This window comes from Corynebacterium sp. MSK004, from assembly GCF_030232515.1.
In the GTDB taxonomy this organism is placed as follows: Bacteria; Actinomycetota; Actinomycetes; order Mycobacteriales; family Mycobacteriaceae; genus Corynebacterium; species Corynebacterium hesseae.
The window spans coordinates 16,050-40,601 of sequence record NZ_JASPKB010000002.1; the positions used below are offsets into that span (position 1 = coordinate 16,050).

Sequence of the window (24,552 nt, forward strand, 5' to 3'; positions counted from 1 at the left end):
CGCCGTGAACAAAAACCTGGATTGCGGGCAGTACGGCGGAGTATAAGAGGGAGGACAACGCTAAGTGTAAGGAGAACCCAGCATGTTTCTTTTCAAGCCAGAACCCACGCTGGTGGCAGCTAAGGACGCTCTTCCCGGGCGCGCGGAGCCTGTTCTTGAGAACCCGCAGCCCCACGCGGTCCTGGGCACTCCGATTACCGGCCCGTGGAAAGAGGGGCAGAAATCCCTCATCATTGCCATCGGTTGTTTCTGGGGAGCCGAGAAGATGTTCTGGGAGACCGAAGGCGTGGAGGCAACTTCCGTGGGCTATGCGGGTGGCACCACGCCAAACCCCACCTACTACGAGGTCTGCCGCGGGTTGACCAACCATGCGGAGTCTGTGCAGATTACCTATGATCCACAGCGCGTGAGCCTGCGTGACCTTGTGGTTAAGGCCTTGGAAGCTCACGACCCCACCCAGGGCTTCCGCCAGGGCAACGACGTGGGCACGCAATACCGCTCGGCCTTCTACCCAGAGACTGAGGAGGAACGCGCGGAGATTCAGAAGCTCGTGGATTCCTATGCGGGCATGCTTGCCGACGCCGGCTTCGGCGCCACCACCACTGAAGTCACCCTCCTCAGTGAGACGGACTCAGGCCAGTACTACCTGGCTGAGGACGAGCACCAGCAGTACTTGCACAAGGTGCCCAATGGCTACTGCCCGCACCACAGCACCGGTGTGAAGTGTGGCTAGCGCAGTGAGCGCACTGGCGTGCGGCTAGAGCTGCTTGCGCACGTGCGTGCGGAAGTCGGAAGGTTTGTTGAGCTGGTCGCGCTCCACGAAGACCCGCATGCGCTCGGCTAATTCTGGGGTGAGTTGAGTGCGCGTTTGGGATCCAAGGACGGAATCCCAGTACCAAAACGTTTCCTCGAAGTAGTTGTGCCCGTGGCCGCCGGGCACGTTGAGGGAGTTGATCTGATCCAGGGCCACCTGCCAGAAGGTGATGAACGGGTGCCAACGCAGATTCTTAAAGGTATCCGCGTACAGGGTCTGCGGGGTGGGCTCGTGGATCCAGTTGGGGCGGGCGTAGATGAGCTTGCTGTCCCACCACACGATGGCGTCGGAGGCGTGCTGGCCCACCGCCACGCGCGGGCGTTCCCAGCGGCCATAAGGTTCGCCGAAGGCGTCGTGCTCCATGTGGGCGGGAACGGCGGCGAAGCGGAGGTGCCGGCCGCCGTCGATAAGCGGCAGGCGTTCCAGGGAACCGCGTTCACGGTGCAGGCGCCGCATGAAGCTGGTCATCCGCGGGGGTCCGGTGAATACCGCACCATCGCAGGCGGCGAGGAGTTCCTCGAGCGTCTCAAAGTTCTCCACGATGGCATAGCAGCCCAGGGACTCGCCACTGAAATACAGCTTGGGGCGGTTGTCCTCGGGGAGGAGCTCGAGGCGGTCATGGACGGCCGCGATGAGCTCGCGCGCAAAGATGCGGGAGAGGTTCTTGTCCACCAGGTAGGAAAACATGGAAGGCAAATAGTCGAATTGCAGGGCCACGGTCGCGCAATTGCCCCGCGTGAGGAATTCGTAGCCGCTGACCGCATAGTTATTGATCCACCCTGAGCCGGAGGGCATTTGCAACACGATCGTGTCGCGGTGAAACGCGCCCGTGCGGTCCATCTCCGCCACCGCGTGGCGTGCGGCGGCGTGTGGGCCGCGACCGCGAATGAGTCCGATATAGATGCGAATTGGCTCGTGGGCGCGCTCGAAGTGCATGACCTCCTTGATGTCCTGGGCGCGCGGGCCGCGGTCAAGAAACGCTCTGCCCTGTGAGCCGACGGCCGTCCAAGGCTCATGGGACCACGGGCTGCCAGAACGCTCCGGCTCCCACGGCATGGCGGAGCCCGGGTATACCAGCTTGTTGAGCGCCAGGCCTTGGACGGAGGCCTTGCGGAGCAGGCGACGCCACACCATCCGGTCGCTGACCAGGGCTGTGGCGAAGCCGACCGCGCCGCCGGCTAGCGGCCAGGCAATCCACCTGGGCAGCCAGCGCTGGACCTGGAGGGACAGCTGAGTGACGGTGAGCTGGGCTGCCTCCCCCACAACGAGCAAGGCGCCGTAGCCTGCCGTGCCCACGGCCATGCCCAGTGCTGCGGACTGCGGGCCGCGGTCATTGAGCTTTCCCACGAGCCGGGCTTGCTCCGTCTGATTGCGCAGGGAGCGTATGCCTGCGATGAGCGTGCCAACCCCCAGTGCGTAGTAGGAATAGCGCCGAGTGGTGGGGCCGACGCGGTCCTGGGGGCGGCGGCCAGCGTGGTGCAGCGCGCGCTTGGCAGCGAAGGCCGCGGTGGTCGCGGCGAGGTGTCCAGCGCCTTGGCCGATGGCCACGTTGGCGGCGGTGACCCACCACGGGCGGGGCAAAAGGGAAGGGGAGACGGCTGCCCACGTTGCGACTTCGGCGCCGAAGAGCCCGGGCCACATGTTTTGTGGCAGGCGCCGCCGGCCAGTCATGCGCATGCCGGGCGTGAGATCGCTGATGATCTCCAAGGAAAAGATTGCAGCCTGAAGGCCCGTGCGGGCGGTTCTGAGTGCGATGCGGCGCGCAAGTTGACGCATGCTGGCCATTGAACCAGCTTTAGGTGCGACGTGCAGCGCAGCCTCCATAGATGTCCGATCGGACATGAAAATGTGAGATCGGACTACTGGGTCTGTGAATTCGGGCGCATAACGAGCAAAATTCGGACATTGGGGGCACAATAGGAGGCATGGGAAATCATGTTGGAAACAAAGTAGTACTCATCGGCGCTGGCGACGTTGGAGTTGCTTACGCCTACGCTCTGGTCAACCAGGGAACTGTTGACCACCTGGCCATCATCGACATCGACGAAAAGAAGCTCGAGGGCAACGTCATGGACCTCAACCATGGTGTTGTCTGGGCCCCGTCCCGCACCCGCGTGACCAAGGGCACCTACGAAGACTGCAAGGACGCCTCCATGGTCGTCATCTGCGCCGGCGCCGCTCAGAAGCCCGGCGAGACCCGCCTGCAGCTCGTGGACAAGAACGTCAAGATCATGAACTCCATCGTGGGTGACGTCATGAAGAACGGCTTCGACGGCATCTTCCTGGTCGCCTCCAACCCGGTGGACCTGCTGACCTACGCGGTGTGGAAGGCCTCCGGCTTCCCGCACGAGCGCGTCATCGGCTCCGGCACCGTCCTGGACTCGGCCCGCTACCGCTACATGCTCTCTGAGATGGATGACGTGGCACCGACCTCCGTCCACGCCTACATCATCGGCGAGCACGGTGACTCCGAGCTGCCGGTCGTCTCCTCCGCCAACATCGCTGGTGTCTCCCTGTCCCATCGTTCTGAGAAGGACCCGGGCTACAACGAGCGCATCGAGAAGATCTTCGAGGACACCCGCGACGCCGCCTACCACATCATCGACGCCAAGGGCTCCACCTCCTACGGCATCGGCATGGCCCTGGCCCGTATCACCCGCGCGGTCATCCAGAACCAGGCCGTCGCACTTCCTGTCTCCGCTTACCTGCAGGGTGAGTACGGCCACGAGGATGTCTTCATCGGCACCCCGGCCATCGTTGACCGCTCCGGCGTCAACCGTGTTATCGAGCTGGCCCTCGATGACCACGAGAAGGAGCGCTTCGAGAACTCCTTCAACACGCTCAACACCATCAAGGAAGAAATCTTCGGCTAGTGAAGATTGTCGCCCACAGGGGATACTCCGGGAAATATCCGGAGCTATCCCCTCTTGCCTTTGAAAAAGCGCTCGAGCTTCCCATTCACGGCATCGAGTGCGATATCCGCCTGAGCAGCGACGGCAAGGTGGTGGTTCACCACGATCCCACGCTGGACCGCACCACGAATGGCTCAGGCCGAGTGTCTCGCATGACATGGGAGGAGCTGCGCCGCCTCAAGATTGGCGGCGGCCAGCGCATGCTGCTTCTCGACGAGCTCCTCGAGATGCTCGGCGATAAGAAGCATCACCTCTACATCGAGACCAAGCATCCCTCGGGGCAGGGCGACATCCTCGAAGAACAGATGGTGCTGCGGTTGCGCTACGCAGGGCTTGTCGACGACCCCCGGATCCACATGATTTCCTTTTCCCACCGGGCCATCCGTCGAATGGCGGCGCTCGCCCCGCATATCGACCGCATCTACTTGCGCCGCGATTGGGAGCGCCATTTCAACCGCCCAGATATCTTGTTATCGCAGCCCACGGGCCTGGGCATGTCGCTGTTGCGCGGCAAGCTCCAACCAGGCGCCATCGGCGCGCACGGCTTGCCCACCTACATGTGGACCATCGATAAACCCGAGGATATGAAGTGGGCGTGGGCCAACGGGGTGGATATTCTCGCCACGAACCAGCCGGAAGTGGCCCTGCATGCCATTGAGCTGTAATGAACAGGTAAGTTGTTCAGTATGGCCAAGAAGAAAAAGAAGAACGAACAGCTGCCGGAGGGCATGTCCCGCCGCCAAGCTAAGCTCGCTGCCCGCGCCGCCGAGCGCGCTGCCCTGGAAAAGGACCCCCGCCCCTTCGGTGGGCTCGCCGCTGAGGCTAGCCTCGTCGCCCTGCAGGAATTCGTTCCTTCCGCAACGGCGAAGCTGTCTGTGAAAGGCTTTGACAAGGACGTTTACGTCTCCACCGTGCTGCCCGGTGCTACCGCGGCACTCATCCGTGATGAGGAGTCCGGCGGCGAGGCCTTCGTGGGCCTGCAGGTGCAGTCCCACACGCACAATCCGGGCCGCGACCTGGCTTTCGCCCTGAACTGGGTGAAGAACAACGCGCCGGGTTCCACTCTCGAGTCCACCGCTGCTGATGGCTCCCAGCCGGAGCTCAAGGAGCTGCTGGAGGAGGACGCCGAGCTGGAGATCAACGTCTACCAGGACTTCGCGTGGTGGATGCCGGAGGGCGCGCAGGTCCCGCCGCATATGGCGCAGGCTCTGCAGCGCGCCAACGATTCCGTCATTGAGTCCTACCAGGTAGGCCAGGAGGCCGAGGGTTTTGTGGGTACCGCCTTCTGGGCTAATGCCGGTGGCGGCAAGGCGCACATCCGCTGGGTCCGCCCCTGCGATGACGAGAATGCTTTCCTTAACGCCCTCGCGCGCATCGCCGCTCGCGGTGAGCTCAACCTGGGAGAGAACACCAAGTTTGCCGGCGTCTTCCGTACCCACGGCCTCATCGCTCCGGTCTTCGACCTCGACCCGGAGGTTGCTCACGATTCCTACGAGGCAGAGTTGTCTCGCGTGAATAAGGCGCTGGAGGAGGAGATCTCCAACGACGCCAACCTCGACGCCGATGAGCGCAAGCAGCTGCAGAACATCAAGTCCCGTCAGGTGACGCTGCGCTAGTATCTCGGTGCCTTCGCCCCCGAGGCGCGGGTACGAAACGATCAAATAAGGCTCCAAAACCTTGTGGTTTTGGAGCCTTATTTGATCGAAACGACCGGCCGAAGCCTTAGCGCAGGGAGTCCCAGAGCGCTTGGGCTTCGGCGTCGTCCCAGAGGACGACGTTGCCCACGACTGTGTCCTCGAAGCCGCCGATGGGAACCGTCTTCGTCTCCACGCCGGAGGCCATGGATAGCGCCACGCGGGCAAGGTGCCAGACGTGGTCCTTCTCGTTGACGATGAAGGAGTCGGCGGTGTGGTTAACCAGTGAAATTGCCTTGAAGGGGTTGCCAATCGTGGAGAAAGACGTTGCCTTATCCAGCAGTGCGGCGAAGAATTCGCGCTGGCGCTCCACGCGGTCCAAGTCACCCATCGCGGTGGCGCGGGTGCGCACGTAGCCGAGGGCATCCGGCCCGCGGAGCTTTTGGCAGCCCGCTTGGAGGTCGATGCCGGCAAGCGGATCGTTGATGGGCTCCTTAACACAGATATCCACGCCGCCGACGGAATCCACGACGTTGGCCAAGCCGCCCATGCCGATCTCCGCATAGTGGTCGATGTGGAGGCCGGTGGCTTGCTCCACGGTTTGGGTCAGCAGCTGCGGGCCGCCGTACGTAAAGGCCGCGTTGACCTTGTCCATGCCAAAGCCGGGGACGTCGACGTAGCTATCGCGCGGAATGGAGACCAACTGGGCCTTTCCGGATGCGGGAATGTGCAGCAGCATGATGGTATCGGTGCGGCCGACGCCCACATCGCCACCGGTGCCTAGCTCCGCCTGTTGTTCTTCAGTGAGCCCCTGGCGCGAGTCCGAACCTACGAGCAGCCAGTTTGTACCAGAGGTTTGTGCCACCTGCTCGGTGGGCAGGGCATCGATGCGCGTTAAACGCGAATCCGTCCACAGGGTAAAGGCCACCATGAAGACGAGGGCGATGACGACGAGCCAGCCCAGGCAACCGAAAGCCTGCTTGGCTGGGTTTACTTTCTTGCGGCGGCTGTGCGGGCGACCTTCGGCACGCCTGCGGGTGGGGGCTTGCGGAGCGTAGCTACGCGGTGGGGCATCCGGGGTGTACCGATTGGCGCGGACAGCAGGCTGTTGCGAAGGTACGCTCCGGCGGGGCGCTGGGCGCGCAGGGGAGCGCTGGGCCATGTAGGCGTCGACGTCGAAGCGGGTCTCCTCCGGCCGGGAGCGCCGCGCGCTGGGGCGCTGAGCGCGGGAGGATGAATGCGCAGGATTAGCTTGCTGCGCGGATGGGCGGCGGCGCACCGGGCGGCCGTAGCGATCGCGCAAGGGCTGCCCGTCGGCACCAAGGACGAACTCGCCAGCGTCATCACCGGCCGCGTGTGAGCCGCGTGGGCTGGCCATGTTCCGGGGGCGGGAAGGGCCTGCAGAGCTAGCGGAGCCCGCGCGGCGAGGTCTGCCGTGGGGCTCGCCGGCACGGCGGGCTTCGCGCTCTGGATCGCGTCCTTGGTAGGTCATGGGGAACACTGTACCGCGAAACAACTTCTGCCCCACCCATCACACAGGGGGCGGTAGCTGTCTTTTCGCTGTGGCTTGTCGATAGCTCTTGCTTAAGCGCCGAAGAGGAGGGCGTAGCCGACGAAAGCGATGGCGTCGATAAGAAAGTGCGCGATGACCAACGGCCACACCTTGCCCGTGCGGTGGAAGTACCAGCCATAGACCACGCCCATGATGATATTGCCGAAGCCCGCGGAAACACCCTGGTAAAGGTGATAAGAGCCGCGCAGGATGGAGGAAGCCGCCAGCGTTGCGGGCAGGGCCCACCCAGACTGCTTAAGCCTGGTCATGAGCCAATACACCACCACGAGCTCCTCCGCCCAGGCATTAGCAAAGGACTTGATGAGCAGCACGGGAATCTCAATCCACGTATCGAAAGCTCCCGGGACGACCTCCTTGGTCCAGCCGAAGTGCAGCGCTATGTAATACAGCGCCAGACCCGGCAGACCGATTACCGCCGCCAACGCCGCGCCATGCAGGCCATCCCGCCGCTGCGGGCGGGGTGGAGAGGAAATCAAGTACAGAGCAAGCGCTCCCCACGCGAAGAGCACCGCGGCACTGCACAGCTGGAAGGCGAGGTCGAGCAACGTAGTCGCTGACTGCGAAGCGTTGATGGTGACCGATTGCTCATTGAGCGGCGCCGGGTTGAGCAGGGAATCGGTCAGGCGCAATGCGGCGCGTACACCCGAGATACCAAACGTGATGGTGAGGACGATGAGGATCTCCGCGTACAAGCGGGAGCGCGCGATCATGGGTGAAGCACCTGGGCGAGGCCGAGAAGGGAGGCGTCATCAAGCGTGAGCGAGCCCAAGTGCACGCCCACCGGCGGATGATCGCGCACCGGCCACGGCACGGAAATAGCGGGCAGCTGCGCTACGTTGAACAACGAACCCCACGGTGACCACCGCGTTTGCTCATCAAAGTTGACCTGGTGATCCAGCGCCAGGAAATGCCCGCGCCGGGGCGGATCGAAGGCCAGCATGGGGCTTAAGATGGCGTCTACTTCCCACTCTTGTGCCAGCATTTCCGGTAGCTGAGCGGCGTGGGCGCGGGCCGCGGCAAATTCGGAATCCGTGACTCGGCGGCCCTTCGCGCGAATCCATTCCGCGTAACCCTCCGCAAAGTCGAGGCCCGCCAACCTCCGGGTGAAGATGTGCTGGAAGGCCTCAAAGGTGCGGGCGGCTTGGGGGTAGGGAGAGATGGCGACGGTTTCGAAGCCGGCGCCTTCAAAGGTGGCGGTGGCCTCCGCGACCGCGCGCAGCATGTGCGGGGCCACCTCGGCTTGAGCGAAAAGGGGATCCGTCAGCACGCCAATGCGGGCGCGCCGGGCACGCGGACGAAGGCCATGCAGCGCGGCGGTATCGGCGATGCTGCGCGTGATGAACCCCTGCACCGAGAGGTCCTCGCCGCCGGGCTTAAACCCGACGACGCCGCAGGCAGCGGCCGGAACGCGGATGGAACCGCCGCCATCGGAAGCATGCGCGGCGCGCAGTAATCCTCGCGCCACCTGGACCGCTGCCCCGCCGGAGGAACCGCCCGGCGTATGGCCGGGATAGAGAGGATTATCCGGGTGGGGCAGGCCGACAGGTTCGGTGTCCACACGCAGGCCCAGCTCGGGTGCGGCGGACTTGCCGACGACTCGCGCGCCGGCGTCGATAAGCTCCTGCACAAAAGGATCAGTCTCCTCCGCCACGTAGGCACGCTCGGCATGGCCGAGCGTGGTGGGCATGCCGGCGACGTCGTTGAGATCCTTGACCGAGAGAATCCACCCGCTCAAGCGCCCGTGTGCCTGTGGCCGGCGCTCGAGATCGAGATACGTGAAGCCGTGCTCGGCAGGGCTCAGGCCCGCTAGATCCTCGCGCAGCTTGTCCAGTGTGAACTCGGTTCTCTCCATGGCGGCTCAGTCTAGTAGTTGAGTGGGATAAAGTTGCTGTCATGAGCACCACCATCGCATTCCTTGGGCCCGCCGGAACCTTTACGGAAGCGGCGATGCAGCATTTCGCCGCTGACTTTGATTCCCCCGAGGGCCTTCCGGTGAGCTCGCCGGCCGAGGCGCTGGCGGCGGTGCGCTCGGGCGCGGCGGACTATGCCTGCGTGGCCATTGAGAACTCCGTGGACGGACCCGTCACGGCTACTTTTGACGCGCTTGCCGACGGCTCCCGGGTCCAGATCTACCGCGAGGTGGACCTGCCGGTGTCCTTCTCCATTCTGGTGCGCCCCGGCAGTTCCAGCCGCACAACTTTCTCCACGCATCCTGTGGCCTACCAGCAGGTACGCGGTTGGTTGGAGCAGAACCTGCCGGACGTGGAGTATGTCCCGGCGGCGTCGAATGGCGCGGCGGCGCAGGCCGTGGCGCGCGGGGAGGTGGATGTCGCGGCCGCCCCTGCCCGGGCAGCGGAGGTCTTCGGGCTGGACTCGATTGCGGAGAATGTCGCGGACGTTGCCGGGGCCACGACCCGCTTCGTCCTGGTGGGGCCGGCCGGAAAACCGACCGAGCGGACCGGCAACGACAGGACGTCGGTCATCTTCACCCTGCCCAACGAGCCTGGCTCCCTCGTCGGCGCCCTCCAAGAATTCGCGCACCGCGGGGTGGATCTTTCCCGCATCGAATCCCGACCGCTGCGCACCGTCTTCGGTAACTATCGCTTCCACGCCGACCTCATCGGGCACATCGAGGACCAACCGGTGGCGGAGGCTTTGCGGGCGCTGTGGTTGCGCGCGGAGAACGTCGTTTTTGTCGGCTCCTGGCCTTCCGCGGTAAAACTCGGGGAGGGCCCACGGGATTTGGCGCGGCTGAAAGAGGCCGATGACTGGGTAGCGCAGGCGCGCACCGGTCAATAGTGTGGTGAAGCATGACTGGAAGAATCATCCTCCTGCGCCACGGCCAGACCTATTCCAATATTGACCGCATCATGGATACCCGCCCGCCGGGCGCCGAGCTCACCGAGCGCGGCCGCGGCCAGGCGGAAGATGTCGGCCGCGAATTGGCTGAGCTGTGCGCAGGCCGCCGCGTGCGATTTGTGTGTTCTATTGCCCTGCGCGCCCAGCAGACGGCGATGCTGGCCGCCCGCACATACGGCGAGGCAGCCGATGAGCGCAGCGTTCCGGTGGAGGTTCGCGTGGGCCTTCACGAGGTCTTTGCCGGCGAACACGAGATGAGCGGCAGCGAGGATACCCACCGCGAGTACATGGTGGCGTTGCGCGGCTGGGTCGACGGCGACCCGGAAGCCCGAATGCCGGGCGGTGAAAGCTACGTGGACGTGTTAGGGCGCTACCAGCCTGTGCTGGAGGATCTCGCTGCTGAGCTGGAGGATGATGAAGACATCATCGTCGTCAGCCACGGCGCCGCCATTCGTGTGGTGACGACGCACGCCTGCGGCGTGGACCCCGATTTTGCCTACACCGGGTACATGCCCAACTGCCGCTTCACCCTCATGGAGCCGCAGGGCCAGCCCTTTGGCCAGTGGGTGCTGAGGCGCTGGGCGGATACCGAAGTTTAGTTCATTGCGGCCACGGTAGGTACCTACCCCCAGCCGAGCTCGTGGAGACGGTCCTCCTCGAAACCAAAGTAGTGCCCGACCTCGTGGAAGACAGTCACCATGACTTCGTGGGCGAGCTCTTCTTCCGAGTTGCTTATCGCCTGCAAAGGCTGCCGGTAGATCGAGATGGTGTCTGGCAGGTGGCCGGTGTGTGAGGCCGTGCGGTGGGTGAGCATCACGCCCTCGTAAAGCCCAAGCAGGTTGGGGCTATCCGGGTGCTCTTCTTCGACGAGGATGACCAGGTTGCGCATCTGATCGACGAAGCGATCCGGGATCTTGTCCAGGGCCTCGCCGACTAATTCCTCGAAGCGTTCCTCGCTGACCTCGTACATGTGCTTACTCCCTGTTGAGCGGACGGGGGTTTATTGGGCCGGTGCCACGGCTTCAGGCGCGGCGGGATCGGCGTTCTGCCCGGCCGGCTGGGCATTCTCGCTGCCCTGCTGGGAGTTCTGCTCGGCTGGCTGGGCATTCGGGTCGCGCAATGGGTTGCGCTTCGGCTGCTCCGTGGGCGGGGCGCCATTGATGCTCAGGGCATCACGGCCGCCCGTGGCAGAGCCGGTGATCTCGGAGAAGTGGCCGTCCTTGATGTGGATCAGCGAGCAATTCACCGAACGGGAGCCTCCCTCCCACGATTCGCGGCTCATCGCGCCCCAGAAAGGCTGCAGCGTGGATTGGTAGAGATTCTCCTCGCCGCCCAGGTAATCCATGGCGTTCTGGGTACACGTTTCGGAGAGGAATTTATCCATCTCTTCATCGCTGGGGTAAGCATCGGGGAACTTCTCTGCCAGGCTGATGACGGACACGGTCTCCATCTGGTGCGGTTCCTGGCACGGCACGGTGCTGACTACCTGTTTGTCATCCACCTTGCGGCATTCGCCGGGCTTGGCGACGATCGCCTGGTCCACCTCGCTGACCTTGCCCGTGGACTCCTGCGGTACGCCGTTGGCGTCGGTAGTCTGCAGGCCGCACAGGAGGGTGCGGTCACCCTGATCCCAGGAACCGGCCGGCGGAAGGATGGAAGCAATGTCGTAGCGTCCGTTGGGATCCCATTTGCCGTTGAGGTAGCTCACCGTGGGGGCCTCGCATAGCTCGTCGCGCAGGGCGTTTTGCCGCGTGACGTCTGGGCGCTTGGCGTTGGGGCCGAACTCGCTGGTGGGGTAGGCGCTGAGATCCTCTCGGGCGGAGACCTCGAAGCGGTGCGGTTTATCGCAGCTGGTCTGCTCAAAACCTGTGGCAGTGCCGTCCGGGGCGATATCCCACGTCACACACGAGCCCGCGGAGGCGGTGGTGAAGGATGCGGCTTCGCCTTCGGAGGAATCAGCGGCCTGGCTACCGTCGGCGCTGGGGGAAGCGGAGTCATGTGCGGCCGAATCGGTGCCAGTTGGCCCGCCACTGAAGAGACCGTAGAACGCCAAGAAGACGGCCGCGGCCACGGCAGCAACGAGGACGACGCGGATGGCGGAGGCGGAGCGCCACGCAGATGAAGTGCTCATAGAACTCTTCATACTACCCCCTCAACGGCTCAGGCTTCTAGCCCGCCCAAGGCTAAGGCGGCGGGAGAATCACTAGATGCGCGAGCGGGAGACGTGTGTTGTGAGCCGGTAGCGGTCGGTGCGGTAGACCGAGGAACACCATTCAACCGGGCGGTCCCCGGAGCGGGCGAGGCGGGTGATGTGCAGGAGCGGGGTGCCCGGTGAGACGTCGAGAAGCTCGGCGATGTCCTCCTCAGCTGCCACGGCGGTGACGGTTTGTTCGGCCTCGGTGATGGGGACCTTGAAGGTGTTATCCAAAATCGAGTAGACGGAGTTGTAGATGTCATTTTCCAGCAGCGTGGGCGCGAAGGCAGAGTTATACCAGCCATCGTCGATGGAATAAGGCTCGCCATCGCCCAAGCGCAGGCGCCGCAGGTGGGTATGGGAAACAGAGGCTTCCGTACCGAAAAAGGCGCAGACTTCACCGGGGGCGGCGCTGCGTTCACCCAGCAGGATGCGCGAGGAGGCCTGTACTTTCTGATAGCCCATCTCATCAGAAAAGGAGGCCAAATGAAGCCGGGAGACCAGAGGGTTGGGGGCCACGAAGGTGCCTTTTCCTCGCACGCGGCGCAGGCGGCCTTCAGCTACTAGGTCACCGATAGCGCGGCGCACGGTGATGCGGGAAACGCCGTAAGTTTCCTCGAGGATGCGCTCGCCCGGAAGGATGTCACCGGGTTTGAGAGTGGTTCGGCAGAGCTCGGAAAGAATATCCCGCAGCTGAGCGTGCTTGGGCACGGGGCCGTCGGTAATGATGTGAGGTGCCATGTTATCCATGATAATCCGCTGGTTATTACCAGCGCAAAGGTGTGGCCGTGCGCTAAACTGTCCGGCGTGATTGATCTCAAGTTTCTTCGCGAAAATCCCGATGTCGTCCGCGCCTCCCAGGTAACCCGTGGGGAGGACCCCGCTTTGGTGGACCAGCTGCTCTCCGCCGATGAACAGCGCCGCGCGGCCATTGTGAAGGCAGACCAGCTGCGCTCGGAGCAGAAGGCCTTTGGCAAGAAGATTGGCCAGGCCTCCCCGGAGGAGCGCCCCGCGCTGCTGGAGGGCTCCAACGAGCTGAAGGAGAAGGTCAAGGCGGCCGGCGAGGAAGCGGCCGCAGCCGAGGCCAAGGTGACGGAGCTGCAGTACCAGCTCTCCAACGTGGTGGAGGGTGCCCCGGCGGGCGGTGAGGATGACTTCATCGTGCTCGAGGAGGTCGGCGAGAAGCCGCAGTTCGACTTCGAACCGAAGGATCACCTGGAATTGGGTGAAACGCTGGGGCTTATCGACGTCAAGCGGGGCGCCAAAGTCGGTGGCGCACGTTTCTACTACCTCACCGGCGATGGAGCCTTCCTGCAGCTGGGCATGCTGATGTTGGCTGCGCAGAAGGCCCGCGAGGCCGGTTTCCAGCTCATGATCCCGCCGGTGCTCGTGCGCCCGGACGTCATGCAAGGCACCGGCTTCCTGGGCCAGCACTCGGATGAGATCTACTACCTGCCGGCGGATGATCTCTACCTGGTTGGTACCTCCGAGGTGGCTCTGGCCGGCTACCACAAGGAAGAAATCATCGACCTGTCGAAGGGGCCGCTGCAGTATGCGGGCTGGTCCTCCTGCTTCCGCCGCGAGGCGGGTTCTCACGGCAAGGACACCCGCGGAATCCTGCGCGTGCACCAGTTCGACAAGCTGGAGATGTTTGTCTACTGCAAGCCGGAAGACGCCGAGGAGATGCACCAAAAACTCCTGAAGATGGAAAAGGACATGCTTGCGGCGATGGAGCTTCCCTACCGCACCATCGATATTGCGGGTGGGGACCTGGGCTCCTCCGCGGCGCGCAAGTTTGATAACGAGGCGTGGGTGCCGACTCAGGAGACCTACCGCGAGCTCACCTCGACCTCGAACTGCACCACCTTCCAGGCCCGCCGCCTGTCCACGCGCTACCGCGATGAGAACGGCAAGACCCAGTACGCCGCTACGCTCAACGGCACCCTGGCTACCACCCGCTGGCTCGTGGCCATTCTGGAGAACCACCAGCAGGCGGACGGCTCCGTCGTGGTTCCGGAGGCACTGCGCCCATTCGTGGGCAAGGACGTTCTGTACCCCGTAAACTCCTAGAAGAACGCGGCGCGCGGCGGCTCGCGCGCCGCTTACTTTTGTCCCCTCCTTGCTGCCTTCCGCCGGCGGCGAGGTCTTAAGCATTTGGAGCACTATGAGCGCTGTGGCTAACTTCCTCTACCGGCAGATCACGCACATCGGGCGCGGGGTGACTATTGCTCAGGGGCTCAAGATGCGCTTGTCCGGGGAGGAGAATATCCCGGATAAGGGCGGGGCCGTCATCGTGTGCAATCACACCGGCTACATGGATTTTCTCTTTGGGGCTTTCCTGGCGTATCGCAAGCGCCGCTTGGTGCGCTACCTGGCTAAGGCTTCTATCTTTAAGACACCGGTGGCAGGACAACTTTTTCGGCTGATGGGCCATGTGCCGGTGGACCGCATCGATGGTGGGGCGTCGATTGTGAAGGGCATTGAGCTGGCCAAGAGCGGGGAGCTCGTTGGGGTGTTCGCGGAAGGAACGATCTCCCGCAGCTTTGAGATTCGCAGCATGCGCAATGGCGCGGCGCGGATTGCTCATGGCGCGGGTGTGCCGATTATTCCGCAGGTTATCTTTGGCTCCCAGCGCCTGTGGACGAAGGGGCAGAAGAAGCACCTGGGCCGCACGAAGACGCCTGTGCTGATTAAGGCCTTGGAGCCTTATTACACGACGGGTGACTTTGACGCGGACATCGCTGAGGTGCGCCGCCGGATGCAGGAGGCCCTGGAGGGCCTGTGGGCCGACTATGAGGCGGAGTTTGGCCCGATGCCGGCCGGCGAGTTCTGGGTGCCGGCACGCAAGGGCGGCGGCGCCCCGACGTTGGAGGAGGCAGAGGCAAAGGACTCTGAGGTGGAGTCCGAGCGCTACCGCGTGCGTCGGCTGCGCGATGATCTGACAAGCCTTAAGGACCGCGTCTCCGAGGCCACGGTGGAGCTCATGCGGGATCGGATGGCACTGATGAAGCCGGGCAGTAACGAGGAAACCGGTACTGCAGAAGCTGGAGCCGACGCCGCAGAGAAGAATCGCCCGCGTACTGCGCCGGAAACCCTCGAGTGGATCAAGGAGAACCTCAACTCGGTGGTCGAAGAGGCCATGCGCGGCGTCGGGGAAGGCCGCGACAAGGTTACGGAGGTCATGGCGCAACTGAAATCCGACGTGATGGAAGCCCAGGCCTCGATGACGGCGAGCAGCAAGGAGATTTTCGCGGGATCCGTGGTGGAGCAGGGCTTGCTGTCTGCGGCGACGCAATCGCGCATCATCGTTTCCCGCCTGCCTCACCGGGTGAAGGCTGAATACTCTGAAGCGCCGCGGGTGATTGCGGCGGATCAGAGTGCGTTGAGCATGGAGAACGGCGAGATTTCGAAGCGGCTCCAGGAGGCGCTTGTACAACTGCACCCGCAGGTTGAGGAAGTGATCGTGATTTCGCCGCAGGGCGAGGTGCTGGACGCTGCGGCTTTTGGGGATCTCCCCCAAACCTGCTGGCGCATTGCCTGCGCGGACGGGGCCGAAGGGGTGCAGTTTAACGATGCCCCTGGCGGCGCAGTGGTGACCGCGTCTTCGCCTGCGGAGGGGTTGGCAGCCGTGGTGAAGAAGATCGGCGCCGAGTCCAAGGATCTCTTGTTCTTTGCCAACGAGCCAGGGGATGAGACCTTTGCGGAGGGTGGGGAAGGCGTCGCTGTGCATATGGTGGCGCTGGAGACCGCCCCCATTGAGGTGATTAAGGCTGCCCGTGCGGTGACGTATTCCTCGGAGCGTTATGGCATGGCTGAGGTGTTGGAGGCGATGGCGCGCCTGCAACGAGAGAAGGAATAGGCGTTAACATCCTCGGTGTGCCGAGGGTTGCAAAAGTCCGCAAACACCCCCGCAAGGGGGTGTTATTTTATTTTGTTCACCTATGGAATGCCTTAAAAACGCCAGCTTACGCCACCGGAACCTACGTGTGAGTAGCGTCTCCGGAGAGAAATCCAGGTGATATATAGCATTGGCTTTGGGAGAAAACTTCTTCCTCATCCGCCTCTCGGGCAGGTAGCCGAGGTATCGGTGAGCAGGGCGCTCGTGGTGGATGAGCACGATATGCTGCGCATTCCGTCAACTGGATAGGACTTTCTGACGCCGTGCAGCGAGAGAGGAGACTCAGTCAACAATGAGCACGACGAGTATTACAAGCTTCAACCCTGAGTATTTTGAAAAGACCTGGAATGACTACTCCACCGAGGACTATGACGTCGTCATCATCGGCGGAGGTTCCGTAGGCGCCGGCGCCGCCGTGGATGCGGCCACTCGTGGCCTGAAGACGGCTGTGCTCGAGGCCCGCGACTTCGCCGCTGGCACCTCGTCGCGCTCCTCCAAGATGTTCCACGGTGGCCTGCGCTACCTGGCCATGTTTGATTTCCGCCTGGTGGCGGAGTCCCTCAAGGAGCGCGAGCTCAACATGTCCACCCTCGCACCGCACCTGGTGAAGCCGCTGAAGTTCATCTTCCCGCTGACCCACCGCGGCTGGGAGCGCGTCATGATGTTTGGCGGCTTTACCCTCTATGACCTCATGGGTGGCGCCAAGAGCGTTCCGATGCAGAAGCACCTCACCCGCAAGGGCGTGCTGAAGGTAACCCCGGGTCTCAAGGAGGACGCCGTCGTCGGTGGCGTGCGCTACTACGACACGCTTGTCGACGACGCCCGCCACACCATGACCGTCCTGCGCACCGCCGCCGAATACGGGGCCAACGTGCGTACCGGCACCGAGGTGATTGGCTTTGAGAAGGACGCCCGCGGGCGTGTCACCGCTGCGAAGGTCCGCGACCTGGAAACCGGCCGCGAGGCCACCGTCAAGGGCAAGGTTTTCATCAACGCGACCGGCGTGTGGAACGACAAGATTCAGCAGATGGCCGGCGTCGAAGGAAAGTTCACGGTTCATGCCTCCAAGGGCGTGCACATCGTGGTTCCGAAGGATGCCCTCGACGCGGAAGCCGCGCTGTGCTTCGTCACCGAAAAGTCCGTGCTCTTCGTCATCCCGTGGGGCGAATACTGGATCATCGGTACCACCGACACCGATTGGGAAAAGGGCCTGTCCCTGCCGGATCCGGCCCCGACCAAGGCGGATATTGACTACATTCTGGACCAGGTCAACCAGCGCGTGCGCAACAAGATCACTCGCGATGACATCGTTGGCGTGTACTCCGGTCTCCGCCCGCTGCTGTCCGGCAAGTCCGATTCCACCACCAACCTCTCCCGCAACCACGCTGTGGCCCGCGTGGCACCGGGCATGGTTTCCGTCGCCGGCGGCAAGTACACCACCTACCGCGTCATTGGTAAGGACGCCGTGGACCTGGCCGTGAAGGAGCTGGGCTCCAAGGTGTCCGAGTCCGTTACCGAGCGCACCCCGATTCTGGGCGCGGATGGCTACCACGCGCTGGCCAACCAGGTACCGGCGCTGGCTCACCGCTATAACCTCAGCGAGGACCGCATCGAGCACCTGCTCGGCCGCTATGGCTCGCTGATCGGTGAGGTGCTGGCCCCGGCTGCTGACGACGCCACGCTGCTCGAGCCGGTTCCGGGCGCTGAAAGCTACATTTGGGCTGAGGTTCGCTACGCCGTAACCCACGAGGGTGCCCTGCACATCGACGATATCGTGACCCGTCGTCTGCGCGTGGCCATCGAGTTCGCCGACCGCGGCGTCGCCGCTGCGCAGCCGATCGCTGAATTCGTTGCCCCGCTGCTGGGCTGGGATCAGGCCGATATTGAGCGCGAAGTCTCCCACTTCACCAAGCACACCGAGGCAGAGCTCGCCGCAGAGGCAGCGCTGACCGACCGTGAGGCAAACGACATCCTCGAGCGCGCAGGCAGCGCACGAGCCACCAAGGAAGAAGCCTAAAAGTCACGGGGCCCAGCGAGCGGTGGATATCCCTCGCTGGGCCCTTGGCCTAGGCAGATAAGAAAGGACATCTAATGACCGGAATGGATGCATTCCTGTGGGAGTTCATCGGCACTGCGCTGCTGCTCCTGCTCGGTAACGGCGTGTGCGCCGTTGTTAACCTTCGAACCTCGGGCGCACGCGGTTCGGATTGGATCGTCATCGCTATGGGCTGGGGCCTCGCGGTGTTCATCGGCGCTAGTGTTGCCGACCCCACCGGTGGCCACCTCAACCCGGCGGTCACCATCATGCTGGCCGTGAACGGTTCCCTCGAGTGGGGCCTCGTTCCCTACTACCTGCTGGGGCAGATTCTCGGCGCCATGCTTGGTGCATTCCTTGCCTGGGCCACCTTTAAGCAGCTTTTCGACGCCAACAACCTCGACGAAGCCGGCAACGTCACCGGCGCCAACAAGAACACCGGGGGCATCTTCTTTACCAAGCCCGCGCACCCGAATAACGGGTGGAACGCGGTTACCGAGTTCATCGCTACCTGCGTGCTGCTCATGTTCATCGCCTTCGGCCCAACCGGAGGAGAGCTGGGGCCGCTGAGCTACTTCGGTGTTGCCTTCGTCATCGTCTCTATTGGTCTGTCCCTCGGCACCGCCACCGGCTACGCGATTAACCCGGTCCGTGACCTTGGCCCCCGCATCATGTACGCCTTCGTCCTTCCCATTAAGGACAAGGGAGACGCCAACTGGGGCTATGCATGGGTCCCGATAGTTGCACCGATGCTGGCGGCCGTCGCCGTTGGCCTGTTGTCCATGGTTCTTTAAACCAACCCCGACAAGGAGAAAACAATGTCTACCAAGAGCTACGTTGCAGCAATTGATCAGGGAACCACGTCTACCCGCTGCATTATTTTCAACCACGACGGCGAACAGGTGTCCGTCGGCCAGCTCGAGCACGAGCAGATCTTCCCGGAGAAGGGCTGGGTCGAGCATGACCCGGAGGAAATCTGGAGCAACACCCGCCGCGCGGTGGGTGAGGCTTTGGCCAACGGCGACATCAATGTCGAAGACATCGCCGCCCTCGGTATTACTAACCAGCGTGAGACCACCGTTGTGTGGGACAAGAACACGGGCAAGCCGGTATACAACGCCATTGTCTGGCAGGACACCCGCACCACCGAGATTTGTAAGGAGCTCGCCGGCGACGAGGGCGCGGACAAGTGGCGCCGCCGCACCGGCCTCATCATCAACTCGTACCCGGCCGGTCCGAAGGTCAAGTGGATCCTCGATAACGTCGAGGGTGCGCGCGAGCGCGCTGAAAAGGGCGAGCTGCTCTTCGGCACCATCGATACCTGGCTGCTGTGGAACCTCACCGGTGGTGCCGACGGTGACAACGGCCAGGAGGCCCTGCACGCCACCGACGTCACCAATGCCTCGCGCACCTTGCTCATGGACATCGAGAAGCTCGAGTGGGATGAGGAACTGTGCAAGGAGATGGGTATCCCGACGTCCATGCTCCCGGAGATCCGCCCGTCCCTGGGTGACTTCCGAACCGTGCGCGAGCGCGGCTCGCTGGCCGGCGTGCCGATTCGCGCCATTTTAGGTGACCAGCAGGCCGCCATGTTCGGCCAGGGCTGCTTCCGCCCGGGTTCCGCCAAGAATACCTACGGTACCGGCCTGTTCCTCCTGCTCAACACCGGTACGACCCCGAAGTTCTCCGAGAACGGCCTGCTCACCACCGTGTGCTTCCAGCGCGAGGGCGAGCGCCCTGTCTATGCGCTCGAAGGGTCCGTGTCCATGGGCGGTTCCTTGGTGCAATGGCTGCGCGATAACCTGCAGATCATCCCGAACTCTGCCTCCATCGAGAACATGGCCCGTGAGGTTAAGGACAACGGTGGCGTCTACATCGTTCCTGCCTTCTCTGGTCTGTTCGCCCCGTACTGGCGCCCGGATGCCCGCGGCGTCATCGTGGGCCTGACCCGCTTTGCCAACCGCAAACACCTGGCCCGCGCGGTCCTCGAGTCCACGGCGTACCAGACTCGCGACGTCGCCGATGCCATGGTGGCGGACTCCGGCGTGGAGATCACCGAGCTGCGCGTCGACGGCGGCATGACGATGAACGAGCTGCTCATGCAGTTCCAAGCGGACATGCTTGGCGTGGAGGTGCACCGCCCGAAGAACGTGGAGACCACCGCCACCGGTGCTGCATTCGCCGCGGGCCTTGACTCCGGCTTCTGGGATGACCTCAGCGTGCTGAGCTCCCAGCAGGGTGACTTCAAGGTGTGGAAGCCGCAACGCGAAAAGGAAGAAGTCGAGGCTCTCTACCGCGATTGGAAGCGCGCCATCAAGCGTTCCCTGAACTGGGAAGACGTGGACGATGACGACGTGATTGCCTAAGACCTGAACGACGCACGAAGGCGCGGCCGTGACGAGTAATCTCGTGGCGGCCGCTTTCGTCGTTGGGCGCTTATCCGTGCCGTCGTGTGTCTCAACCTGACGTAGACTCGGGGCTATGGCCAATGAAGTATTCTCGGACCACGCTCCGCGCCTCATCATCAGCGATATCGACGGTACTTTGTTGGACCGAAACCACCGGGTGCCCAAGCGAAACTGCGAGGCTGTGGCCCGTGCGGTCGCCGCGGGCAGCGAGTTTGCGCTGGCAACTGGGCGCCCCTTCCGGTGGATCATGCCCGTGCTCGAGCAGCTGACCGTGCGCCCAGTCTGCGTGACATCAAATGGTGCGGTGATTTATGACTCGGCGGAGGACCGCGTTCTCTCCGCCCACGAGCTCTCGCCTGAGGCCCTCGCGGAAACCGTGAAGGTCGCTGCAAAGGTGCTCGAGCCGCATGGCGGGGTTGGCTTTGGGGCGGAGCGCGCGGGAGGCTCGGTCTTGGACCCAGTTGAGGAACTCTTCGTGGTGGAATCGCACTATTCAGAGAACGCGCTCTTTGAGGGCTTCGGGCTGGTGAGCGTGGGGGAGTTGGTGTCTCGACCGGCGGTCAAGCTGTTGATTCGTAATACCGCGTTCTCGGCGCCGGAACTCTACGAACTCATCGCGCCGCACATTGATTCCGAGCTTGCTCACGTGACCTACTCGATGTCCGAGGGCGTTCTAGAGGTTGCGGCCCCCAACGTGACGAAGCGCCGCGGAGTGAAGTGGCTGGCTGAGCATCACGGTATCGCCCGCGAAGACATCATCGCCTTTGGCGATATGCCCAACGATATCGAGATGCTTGAGTGGGCAGGGTGCGGTGTTGCCATGGAGAATGCGCATCCGGATGTCGTGGCCGCTGCAGATGCAGTGACGCTGCCGCACCATCAAGCAGGTGTGGCAAAGGTCCTCGAGCGCTGGTTCTGATATCTCCGGTTGCGGGGTGCGTGGTGGTGTTTTAGTCTTTGTCGCATGGGGGATTTGGAGACTTATTTCTCCTACCGCAGTTCGGGGTTGGATCTTGTGGGGCTTGCGGTAGGCAGTGTGGATGATTTACGCGCGCGTGGCGCTTCATTGGCTGATGCGGTGGAGTTAGCTGGGCTGCATCGTGTGTATTTTGGGTCGACGCGTTTTACGGGCAAGCAGCGCCAAGCGCGTGCGGCTGCGGTTGCCCAAGGACATGATGTGGCGTCGTTGAACTTGATTGAGGCGTATACCGCCAAGGTGAAAAAGGAGTTGGATGCGTGGAATCTGCGTGTCAGGTTGGCAGGGACTCCAGCACACCAAATCCCAAAGGTAGCGAAGGAACGCTTGAAGCAGTTGCGGCCGCAGCGGGTGCCTGAACCTGGGGTGCGCTTGACGTACCGGAAGGTGGGGCCGCATTCGTTGACGATTACTGATTCAGCCTTGCGCATTAGTGAGATGCGTGGGACTTTGGAGTCGATTAATCCGGCTGATTTGTTGGATGCGGCAGGTCAGGTGTTCTTTAACCAGGCGCATGGGGGTTCGAAGCCTGCGGTGGCGACCAATGTGGTGGTTACGTTGGATGAGTTGGACCAGATTGTGCGGGGTGAGGGCGATGATATTGAGCTCGTGCTTACCAACGGTGGGCGGATGACGGGCCGGGAGTTTGTGACCTATAAGTTTGCTGAGGTTGGGTATGTGACTTTGGTGCATCCGACTATAGGGCCGGTGTGGTTGCATCGTGTGCGGCGTTTGGCTGGGTTTGAGCAGCGGTTAATGGCGAGTGCGGAGCATCCGACGTGTGCGCGTGAGGGGTGTAATAAGCCGGCGGATTATTGCCAGGTGCATCATTTAGTGCCGTGGCAGGCGGGTGGGGCGACGGATCCGCCGAATCTGACGATGTTGTGTGCTTATCACAATGGCATCAATGATGATGACCCGGATAAGCCGACTGGTGCCGGCTATGTCTTTAGGTTGCGGGGCGGGGTGGGGTATGTACCACCCTGGGCGGAGCCGATTACTTCGCAGCCGGCATACCAAGCGGCACAGGCAGCATTGAAGCAGCAGACCACAGGGGACTTTTTAGGTTCAGCCCTCCCGGATACCTAAACCCCAAGCCCAAATAAATGCCGAAGCGGAAGCCATCAGGTGGCTCCCGCTACATCGGCGATCCCGCTTAGACTTGGGGTGCTTTGGGGTTAGTCCGTGAACACCTGAATCTGCTCAGTCTCCGGGTTGTAGACAATGGAACCGCCCTGGAACTGCACGCGGACTTCCTTGCCGAGGCCGGTGGGGACTTCGTTGGACGTCGGCAAGCCGAGCGTCGCCGCGTTGTCGCCGGACGCCCATTCCTTGGCGATGCGTCCCACGAGTGCGTGCGTACCAGTGTCCTCAGAGCCTAGGACGATGCCGTTCTGAAAGAGCTGGTAGATGATGCCGGCCGACTCATCCGGCCCGCCCACAGCCAATCCCAGCGCTGGGCCGAAGGCGTTAAGGACCGCCGTCCACGTTTCCTTCAAACCCTCGTTCTTGCTCAGGGACAGCACCTTGGTCACGATTCCCGGGATCTGCTCCACCGGCAGCCCGTTGACGGTCTGGTCCATGTCAACCTGGTGCTCCGAGCGGGCATACATGATGGCGAAGAGCGTGCCAGCCAGACCCACCAAGGCGGTCACGGTGCTCATGGGGATCTCGGCGCCGCCCAGGGAAGAGGTCGCCTCTTGTGCCGGGGCAGCTTGTCCGCCCGGCGTGGAGGTATCCGGCGTAGGGGTATCTACGCTGTCCCAGTCCGTCGACGTCGAACCAGACGCACCCGACTTGATGGCCAGGTACTTCTTGTGCGCCGCCGCGCGGATCTTCGGCCATTGGGCAATGGTGTATTGCCCCGGGCACGCGGTGTAGTGAACGTCGCTGTGGCCGAAGAGGCCATAGACGGGGGCAGAGGCGCCTGCTGGGTAGCGCGAACCACCGAAGCCTTCCGAGCGAAGGGAGACGCGGGAGGTCGGATCGACACCGGAAATGGCGCCCTTCCAGCCGGCAAGGTCGGTGACAGATTCCAAGAGGGCTTCCGTCGGCTGCGCAGTCTCGTAGTTGCCGATCATGGAGATACCCCACGTGTTCTTGTTAAAACCGCCGATGTGCGCACCCTGCACAGCTTTAGCGAGCCCGCCGTAGCGGCCCTCGTAGATGGTGCCGTACTTATCCACCAGCGCGTTGTATCCGATATCGCACCAACCTAAATTCTGGGCGTGGTACTGGTAAGCAGCGCGCACCTGCGCGGCTGCTTGCGCGCGGGTGTAGTTATTGGAACCCGCGGTGTGGTGCAGCGCGATGGCCTTCACACCGTCGTCGTAGTCGGCGCCCTTGCAGCGGATATTCTCATTCGCGCCCCAGCCGGCGCGCGAAACCACGCGCGGCATGCCATCGGTCTCAGCGGTTGGCTCAATGCCCTCGCCCTCCTGGGCGTTGCCGTCCATGAAGACAGCCTCGAGGCCTTCGACGTCGCTGTTGGCCGGAAGCTCTTCGGTCTCGGCAACGGGGGCGATGTTGCCGACGTTGAAGGGGGCGTCGTCAAGCGCGGCGTCCTCAACGGGGGACTCGGTGAGTTTCTCATCCAAGTTCGACCCGGTCACCAGGTCCACGTTGTTGATGGATACCTGCACGTCGTTGGTATCGCCCACGAAGATGAGCTCAGTGCCGTTCGTGGCGTTGGGGTCATCGTTGTTGTAGGACATCGAGTCCATGTCGTACCACTCGGACCAGGACCCGTCCGGCTGCTTCGCGCGGACGAAGGCCGCGACATCGCGCGTGCCCTTCCATGTGACGGCGAAGGAGGAGAAGGTCTCATCGCGGTGGAATTGCTTGACGGCGCGCGGGCCTTCGCCCTCGCCCTGGGCTGCGATGGCCGGGTCATCCACCACGACCGTTTCGCCAGAACCGAAGGTTTCGGAGGCCGAGCTCACTTCGATGGGGCCGCTGCCCGCTTCCTGGGTCTGGATGAGGGGTTGGCCGCCCACGGCTGCGGCAGCGACCACAGCGATCGAGGTGACCGTGGCGATAACCGGCGTTGACCACGTCGATTTCGCGGGAACAAGACGACGTTTGAGGTGCACTGTTACTCCCTAGGATGGTGGCGCCACAAGGTTAAGAGAAGCGCAAAAAGTTAACTAACGGGACAGATGTTACGTCAGGTGTTGGAGTGAAAGAAGGTGTGACACGCGAGTTTCCTCGCTTGGGTGTCACCCGCCGTTTTGCACGTGTTGCTGCCTT

General features: G+C 63.0%; 21 protein-coding genes. 13 read left to right on the plus strand and 8 right to left on the minus strand.

Going from position 1 to position 24,552, the window contains the following annotated elements:
* The first annotated feature begins 82 nt into the window (after positions 1–82).
* Positions 83–733, plus strand: coding sequence for a peptide-methionine (S)-S-oxide reductase MsrA (gene msrA / locus QP999_RS02565; RefSeq protein ID WP_070624357.1), 651 nt, complete (start codon positions 83–85; stop codon positions 731–733).
* A gap of 24 nt (positions 734–757) precedes the next feature.
* Here msrA and QP999_RS02570 read toward each other — a convergent pair whose 3' ends face one another.
* The gene (locus QP999_RS02570; protein ID WP_070624356.1) at positions 758–2,599 is read right to left on the minus strand and encodes an alpha/beta-hydrolase family protein; all 1,842 of its coding nucleotides are present in this window, start codon (positions 2,597–2,599) and stop codon (positions 758–760) included.
* A 140-nt stretch (positions 2,600–2,739) separates the two neighbouring features.
* Between QP999_RS02570 and QP999_RS02575 the strand changes: the two genes are divergently transcribed.
* Genes QP999_RS02575 through QP999_RS02585 form a run of 3 tightly spaced genes read left to right on the plus strand, consistent with a single transcriptional unit; the run spans position 2,740 to position 5,342 of the window.
* Positions 2,740–3,687: an L-lactate dehydrogenase gene (locus QP999_RS02575; RefSeq protein WP_070523884.1), complete on the plus strand. Its 948-nt coding sequence runs from the start codon at positions 2,740–2,742 to the stop codon at positions 3,685–3,687.
* Positions 3,687–4,391: a glycerophosphodiester phosphodiesterase family protein gene (locus QP999_RS02580; RefSeq protein WP_070523881.1), complete on the plus strand. Its 705-nt coding sequence runs from the start codon at positions 3,687–3,689 to the stop codon at positions 4,389–4,391. Before QP999_RS02575 ends, QP999_RS02580 begins: the two co-directional genes overlap by 1 nt.
* Before the next feature lie 21 nt (positions 4,392–4,412).
* Entirely contained in the window at positions 4,413–5,342 is a 930-nt protein-coding gene (locus QP999_RS02585; RefSeq protein WP_143336130.1) for a DUF5926 family protein, read from the plus strand.
* Between the two features lie 106 nt (positions 5,343–5,448).
* On the opposite strand, the gene QP999_RS02590 is transcribed toward QP999_RS02585, so the two are convergent.
* The 3 genes from QP999_RS02590 to QP999_RS02600 all read right to left on the minus strand — a co-directional run bounded on the left by QP999_RS02590 (position 5,449) and on the right by QP999_RS02600 (position 8,785).
* Entirely contained in the window at positions 5,449–6,738 is a 1,290-nt protein-coding gene (locus QP999_RS02590) for an LCP family protein (protein ID WP_284847732.1), read from the minus strand.
* A 206-nt stretch (positions 6,739–6,944) separates the two neighbouring features.
* Positions 6,945–7,643, minus strand: a complete 699-nt coding sequence (locus tag QP999_RS02595) for a CPBP family intramembrane glutamic endopeptidase (RefSeq protein WP_284847589.1) — start codon at positions 7,641–7,643, stop codon at positions 6,945–6,947.
* Positions 7,640–8,785: an amidase gene (locus tag QP999_RS02600; RefSeq protein ID WP_284847590.1), complete on the minus strand. Its 1,146-nt coding sequence runs from the start codon at positions 8,783–8,785 to the stop codon at positions 7,640–7,642. Before QP999_RS02600 ends, QP999_RS02595 begins: the two co-directional genes overlap by 4 nt.
* A gap of 41 nt (positions 8,786–8,826) precedes the next feature.
* On the opposite strand from QP999_RS02600, the gene pheA reads away from it, so the two are divergent.
* Both pheA and QP999_RS02610 read left to right on the plus strand, forming a co-directional pair.
* A complete protein-coding gene (gene pheA / locus QP999_RS02605; RefSeq protein ID WP_070562208.1) occupies positions 8,827–9,732 on the plus strand; it encodes a prephenate dehydratase in 906 nt (301 codons plus the stop codon).
* An 11-nt stretch (positions 9,733–9,743) separates the two neighbouring features.
* On the plus strand, positions 9,744–10,391 hold the full coding sequence (locus tag QP999_RS02610) for a histidine phosphatase family protein (protein ID WP_070597027.1): 648 nt from the start codon (positions 9,744–9,746) through the stop codon (positions 10,389–10,391).
* Positions 10,392–10,414: 23 nt separating this feature from the next.
* Here the strand turns inward: QP999_RS02610 and QP999_RS02615 are convergent, their stop codons facing one another.
* The 3 genes from QP999_RS02615 to QP999_RS02625 form a co-directional block, all read right to left on the minus strand.
* Positions 10,415–10,762, minus strand: coding sequence for a metallopeptidase family protein (locus tag QP999_RS02615; protein WP_070531807.1), 348 nt, complete (start codon positions 10,760–10,762; stop codon positions 10,415–10,417).
* A gap of 30 nt (positions 10,763–10,792) precedes the next feature.
* Entirely contained in the window at positions 10,793–11,923 is a 1,131-nt protein-coding gene (locus tag QP999_RS02620) for a septum formation family protein (protein ID WP_070523861.1), read from the minus strand.
* Between the two features lie 72 nt (positions 11,924–11,995).
* On the minus strand, positions 11,996–12,736 hold the full coding sequence (locus tag QP999_RS02625; RefSeq protein ID WP_070523858.1) for a GntR family transcriptional regulator: 741 nt from the start codon (positions 12,734–12,736) through the stop codon (positions 11,996–11,998).
* A 57-nt stretch (positions 12,737–12,793) separates the two neighbouring features.
* On the opposite strand from QP999_RS02625, the gene serS reads away from it, so the two are divergent.
* From serS to QP999_RS02660, 7 genes are all read left to right on the plus strand, one after another.
* Positions 12,794–14,056: a serine--tRNA ligase gene (gene serS, locus QP999_RS02630; RefSeq protein ID WP_070563457.1), complete on the plus strand. Its 1,263-nt coding sequence runs from the start codon at positions 12,794–12,796 to the stop codon at positions 14,054–14,056.
* A gap of 94 nt (positions 14,057–14,150) precedes the next feature.
* Positions 14,151–15,845 (plus strand): lysophospholipid acyltransferase family protein, encoded by a 1,695-nt coding sequence (locus QP999_RS02635; RefSeq protein ID WP_284847591.1) that lies wholly within the window; start codon positions 14,151–14,153, stop codon positions 15,843–15,845.
* A gap of 331 nt (positions 15,846–16,176) precedes the next feature.
* A complete protein-coding gene (locus tag QP999_RS02640) occupies positions 16,177–17,901 on the plus strand; it encodes a glycerol-3-phosphate dehydrogenase/oxidase (RefSeq protein ID WP_284847592.1) in 1,725 nt (574 codons plus the stop codon).
* A gap of 74 nt (positions 17,902–17,975) precedes the next feature.
* Positions 17,976–18,713, plus strand: coding sequence for an MIP/aquaporin family protein (locus QP999_RS02645; protein WP_070597024.1), 738 nt, complete (start codon positions 17,976–17,978; stop codon positions 18,711–18,713).
* 24 nt (positions 18,714–18,737) lie between these two features.
* Positions 18,738–20,285 carry a glycerol kinase GlpK gene (gene glpK, locus QP999_RS02650; protein ID WP_070523843.1) on the plus strand — a complete coding sequence of 516 codons (1,548 nt, stop codon included), beginning with the start codon at positions 18,738–18,740 and terminating at the stop codon, positions 20,283–20,285.
* A gap of 115 nt (positions 20,286–20,400) precedes the next feature.
* Positions 20,401–21,246, plus strand: coding sequence for an HAD family hydrolase (locus QP999_RS02655; RefSeq protein WP_284847593.1), 846 nt, complete (start codon positions 20,401–20,403; stop codon positions 21,244–21,246).
* 45 nt (positions 21,247–21,291) lie between these two features.
* Entirely contained in the window at positions 21,292–22,392 is a 1,101-nt protein-coding gene (locus QP999_RS02660) for an HNH endonuclease signature motif containing protein (protein WP_070531830.1), read from the plus strand.
* Between the two features lie 89 nt (positions 22,393–22,481).
* On the opposite strand, the gene QP999_RS02665 is transcribed toward QP999_RS02660, so the two are convergent.
* Positions 22,482–24,395 carry an N-acetylmuramoyl-L-alanine amidase gene (locus QP999_RS02665; protein ID WP_284847594.1) on the minus strand — a complete coding sequence of 638 codons (1,914 nt, stop codon included), beginning with the start codon at positions 24,393–24,395 and terminating at the stop codon, positions 22,482–22,484.
* Between the last annotated feature and the right edge of the window lie 157 nt (positions 24,396–24,552).

Bases quoted from the DNA above. Each gene is read 5' to 3' on its own strand.
- msrA (WP_070624357.1), top strand. From the start codon at position 83: ATGTTTCTTTTCAAGCCAGAACCCACGCTGGTGGCAGCTAAGGACGCT.
- QP999_RS02570 (WP_070624356.1), bottom strand. From the start codon at position 2,599: ATGGCCAGCATGCGTCAACTTGCGCGCCGCATCGCACTCAGAACCGCC.
- QP999_RS02575 (WP_070523884.1), top strand. From the start codon at position 2,740: ATGGGAAATCATGTTGGAAACAAAGTAGTACTCATCGGCGCTGGCGAC.
- QP999_RS02585 (WP_143336130.1), top strand. From the start codon at position 4,413: ATGGCCAAGAAGAAAAAGAAGAACGAACAGCTGCCGGAGGGCATGTCC.
- QP999_RS02590 (WP_284847732.1), bottom strand. From the start codon at position 6,738: ATGGCCAGCCCACGCGGCTCACACGCGGCCGGTGATGACGCTGGCGAG.
- QP999_RS02595 (WP_284847589.1), bottom strand. From the start codon at position 7,643: ATGATCGCGCGCTCCCGCTTGTACGCGGAGATCCTCATCGTCCTCACC.
- QP999_RS02600 (WP_284847590.1), bottom strand. From the start codon at position 8,785: ATGGAGAGAACCGAGTTCACACTGGACAAGCTGCGCGAGGATCTAGCG.
- pheA (WP_070562208.1), top strand. From the start codon at position 8,827: ATGAGCACCACCATCGCATTCCTTGGGCCCGCCGGAACCTTTACGGAA.
- QP999_RS02610 (WP_070597027.1), top strand. From the start codon at position 9,744: ATGACTGGAAGAATCATCCTCCTGCGCCACGGCCAGACCTATTCCAAT.
- QP999_RS02615 (WP_070531807.1), bottom strand. From the start codon at position 10,762: ATGTACGAGGTCAGCGAGGAACGCTTCGAGGAATTAGTCGGCGAGGCC.
- QP999_RS02620 (WP_070523861.1), bottom strand. From the start codon at position 11,923: ATGAGCACTTCATCTGCGTGGCGCTCCGCCTCCGCCATCCGCGTCGTC.
- QP999_RS02625 (WP_070523858.1), bottom strand. From the start codon at position 12,736: ATGGATAACATGGCACCTCACATCATTACCGACGGCCCCGTGCCCAAG.
- QP999_RS02635 (WP_284847591.1), top strand. From the start codon at position 14,151: ATGAGCGCTGTGGCTAACTTCCTCTACCGGCAGATCACGCACATCGGG.
- QP999_RS02640 (WP_284847592.1), top strand. From the start codon at position 16,177: ATGAGCACGACGAGTATTACAAGCTTCAACCCTGAGTATTTTGAAAAG.
- QP999_RS02645 (WP_070597024.1), top strand. From the start codon at position 17,976: ATGACCGGAATGGATGCATTCCTGTGGGAGTTCATCGGCACTGCGCTG.
- glpK (WP_070523843.1), top strand. From the start codon at position 18,738: ATGTCTACCAAGAGCTACGTTGCAGCAATTGATCAGGGAACCACGTCT.
- QP999_RS02655 (WP_284847593.1), top strand. From the start codon at position 20,401: ATGGCCAATGAAGTATTCTCGGACCACGCTCCGCGCCTCATCATCAGC.
- QP999_RS02660 (WP_070531830.1), top strand. From the start codon at position 21,292: ATGGGGGATTTGGAGACTTATTTCTCCTACCGCAGTTCGGGGTTGGAT.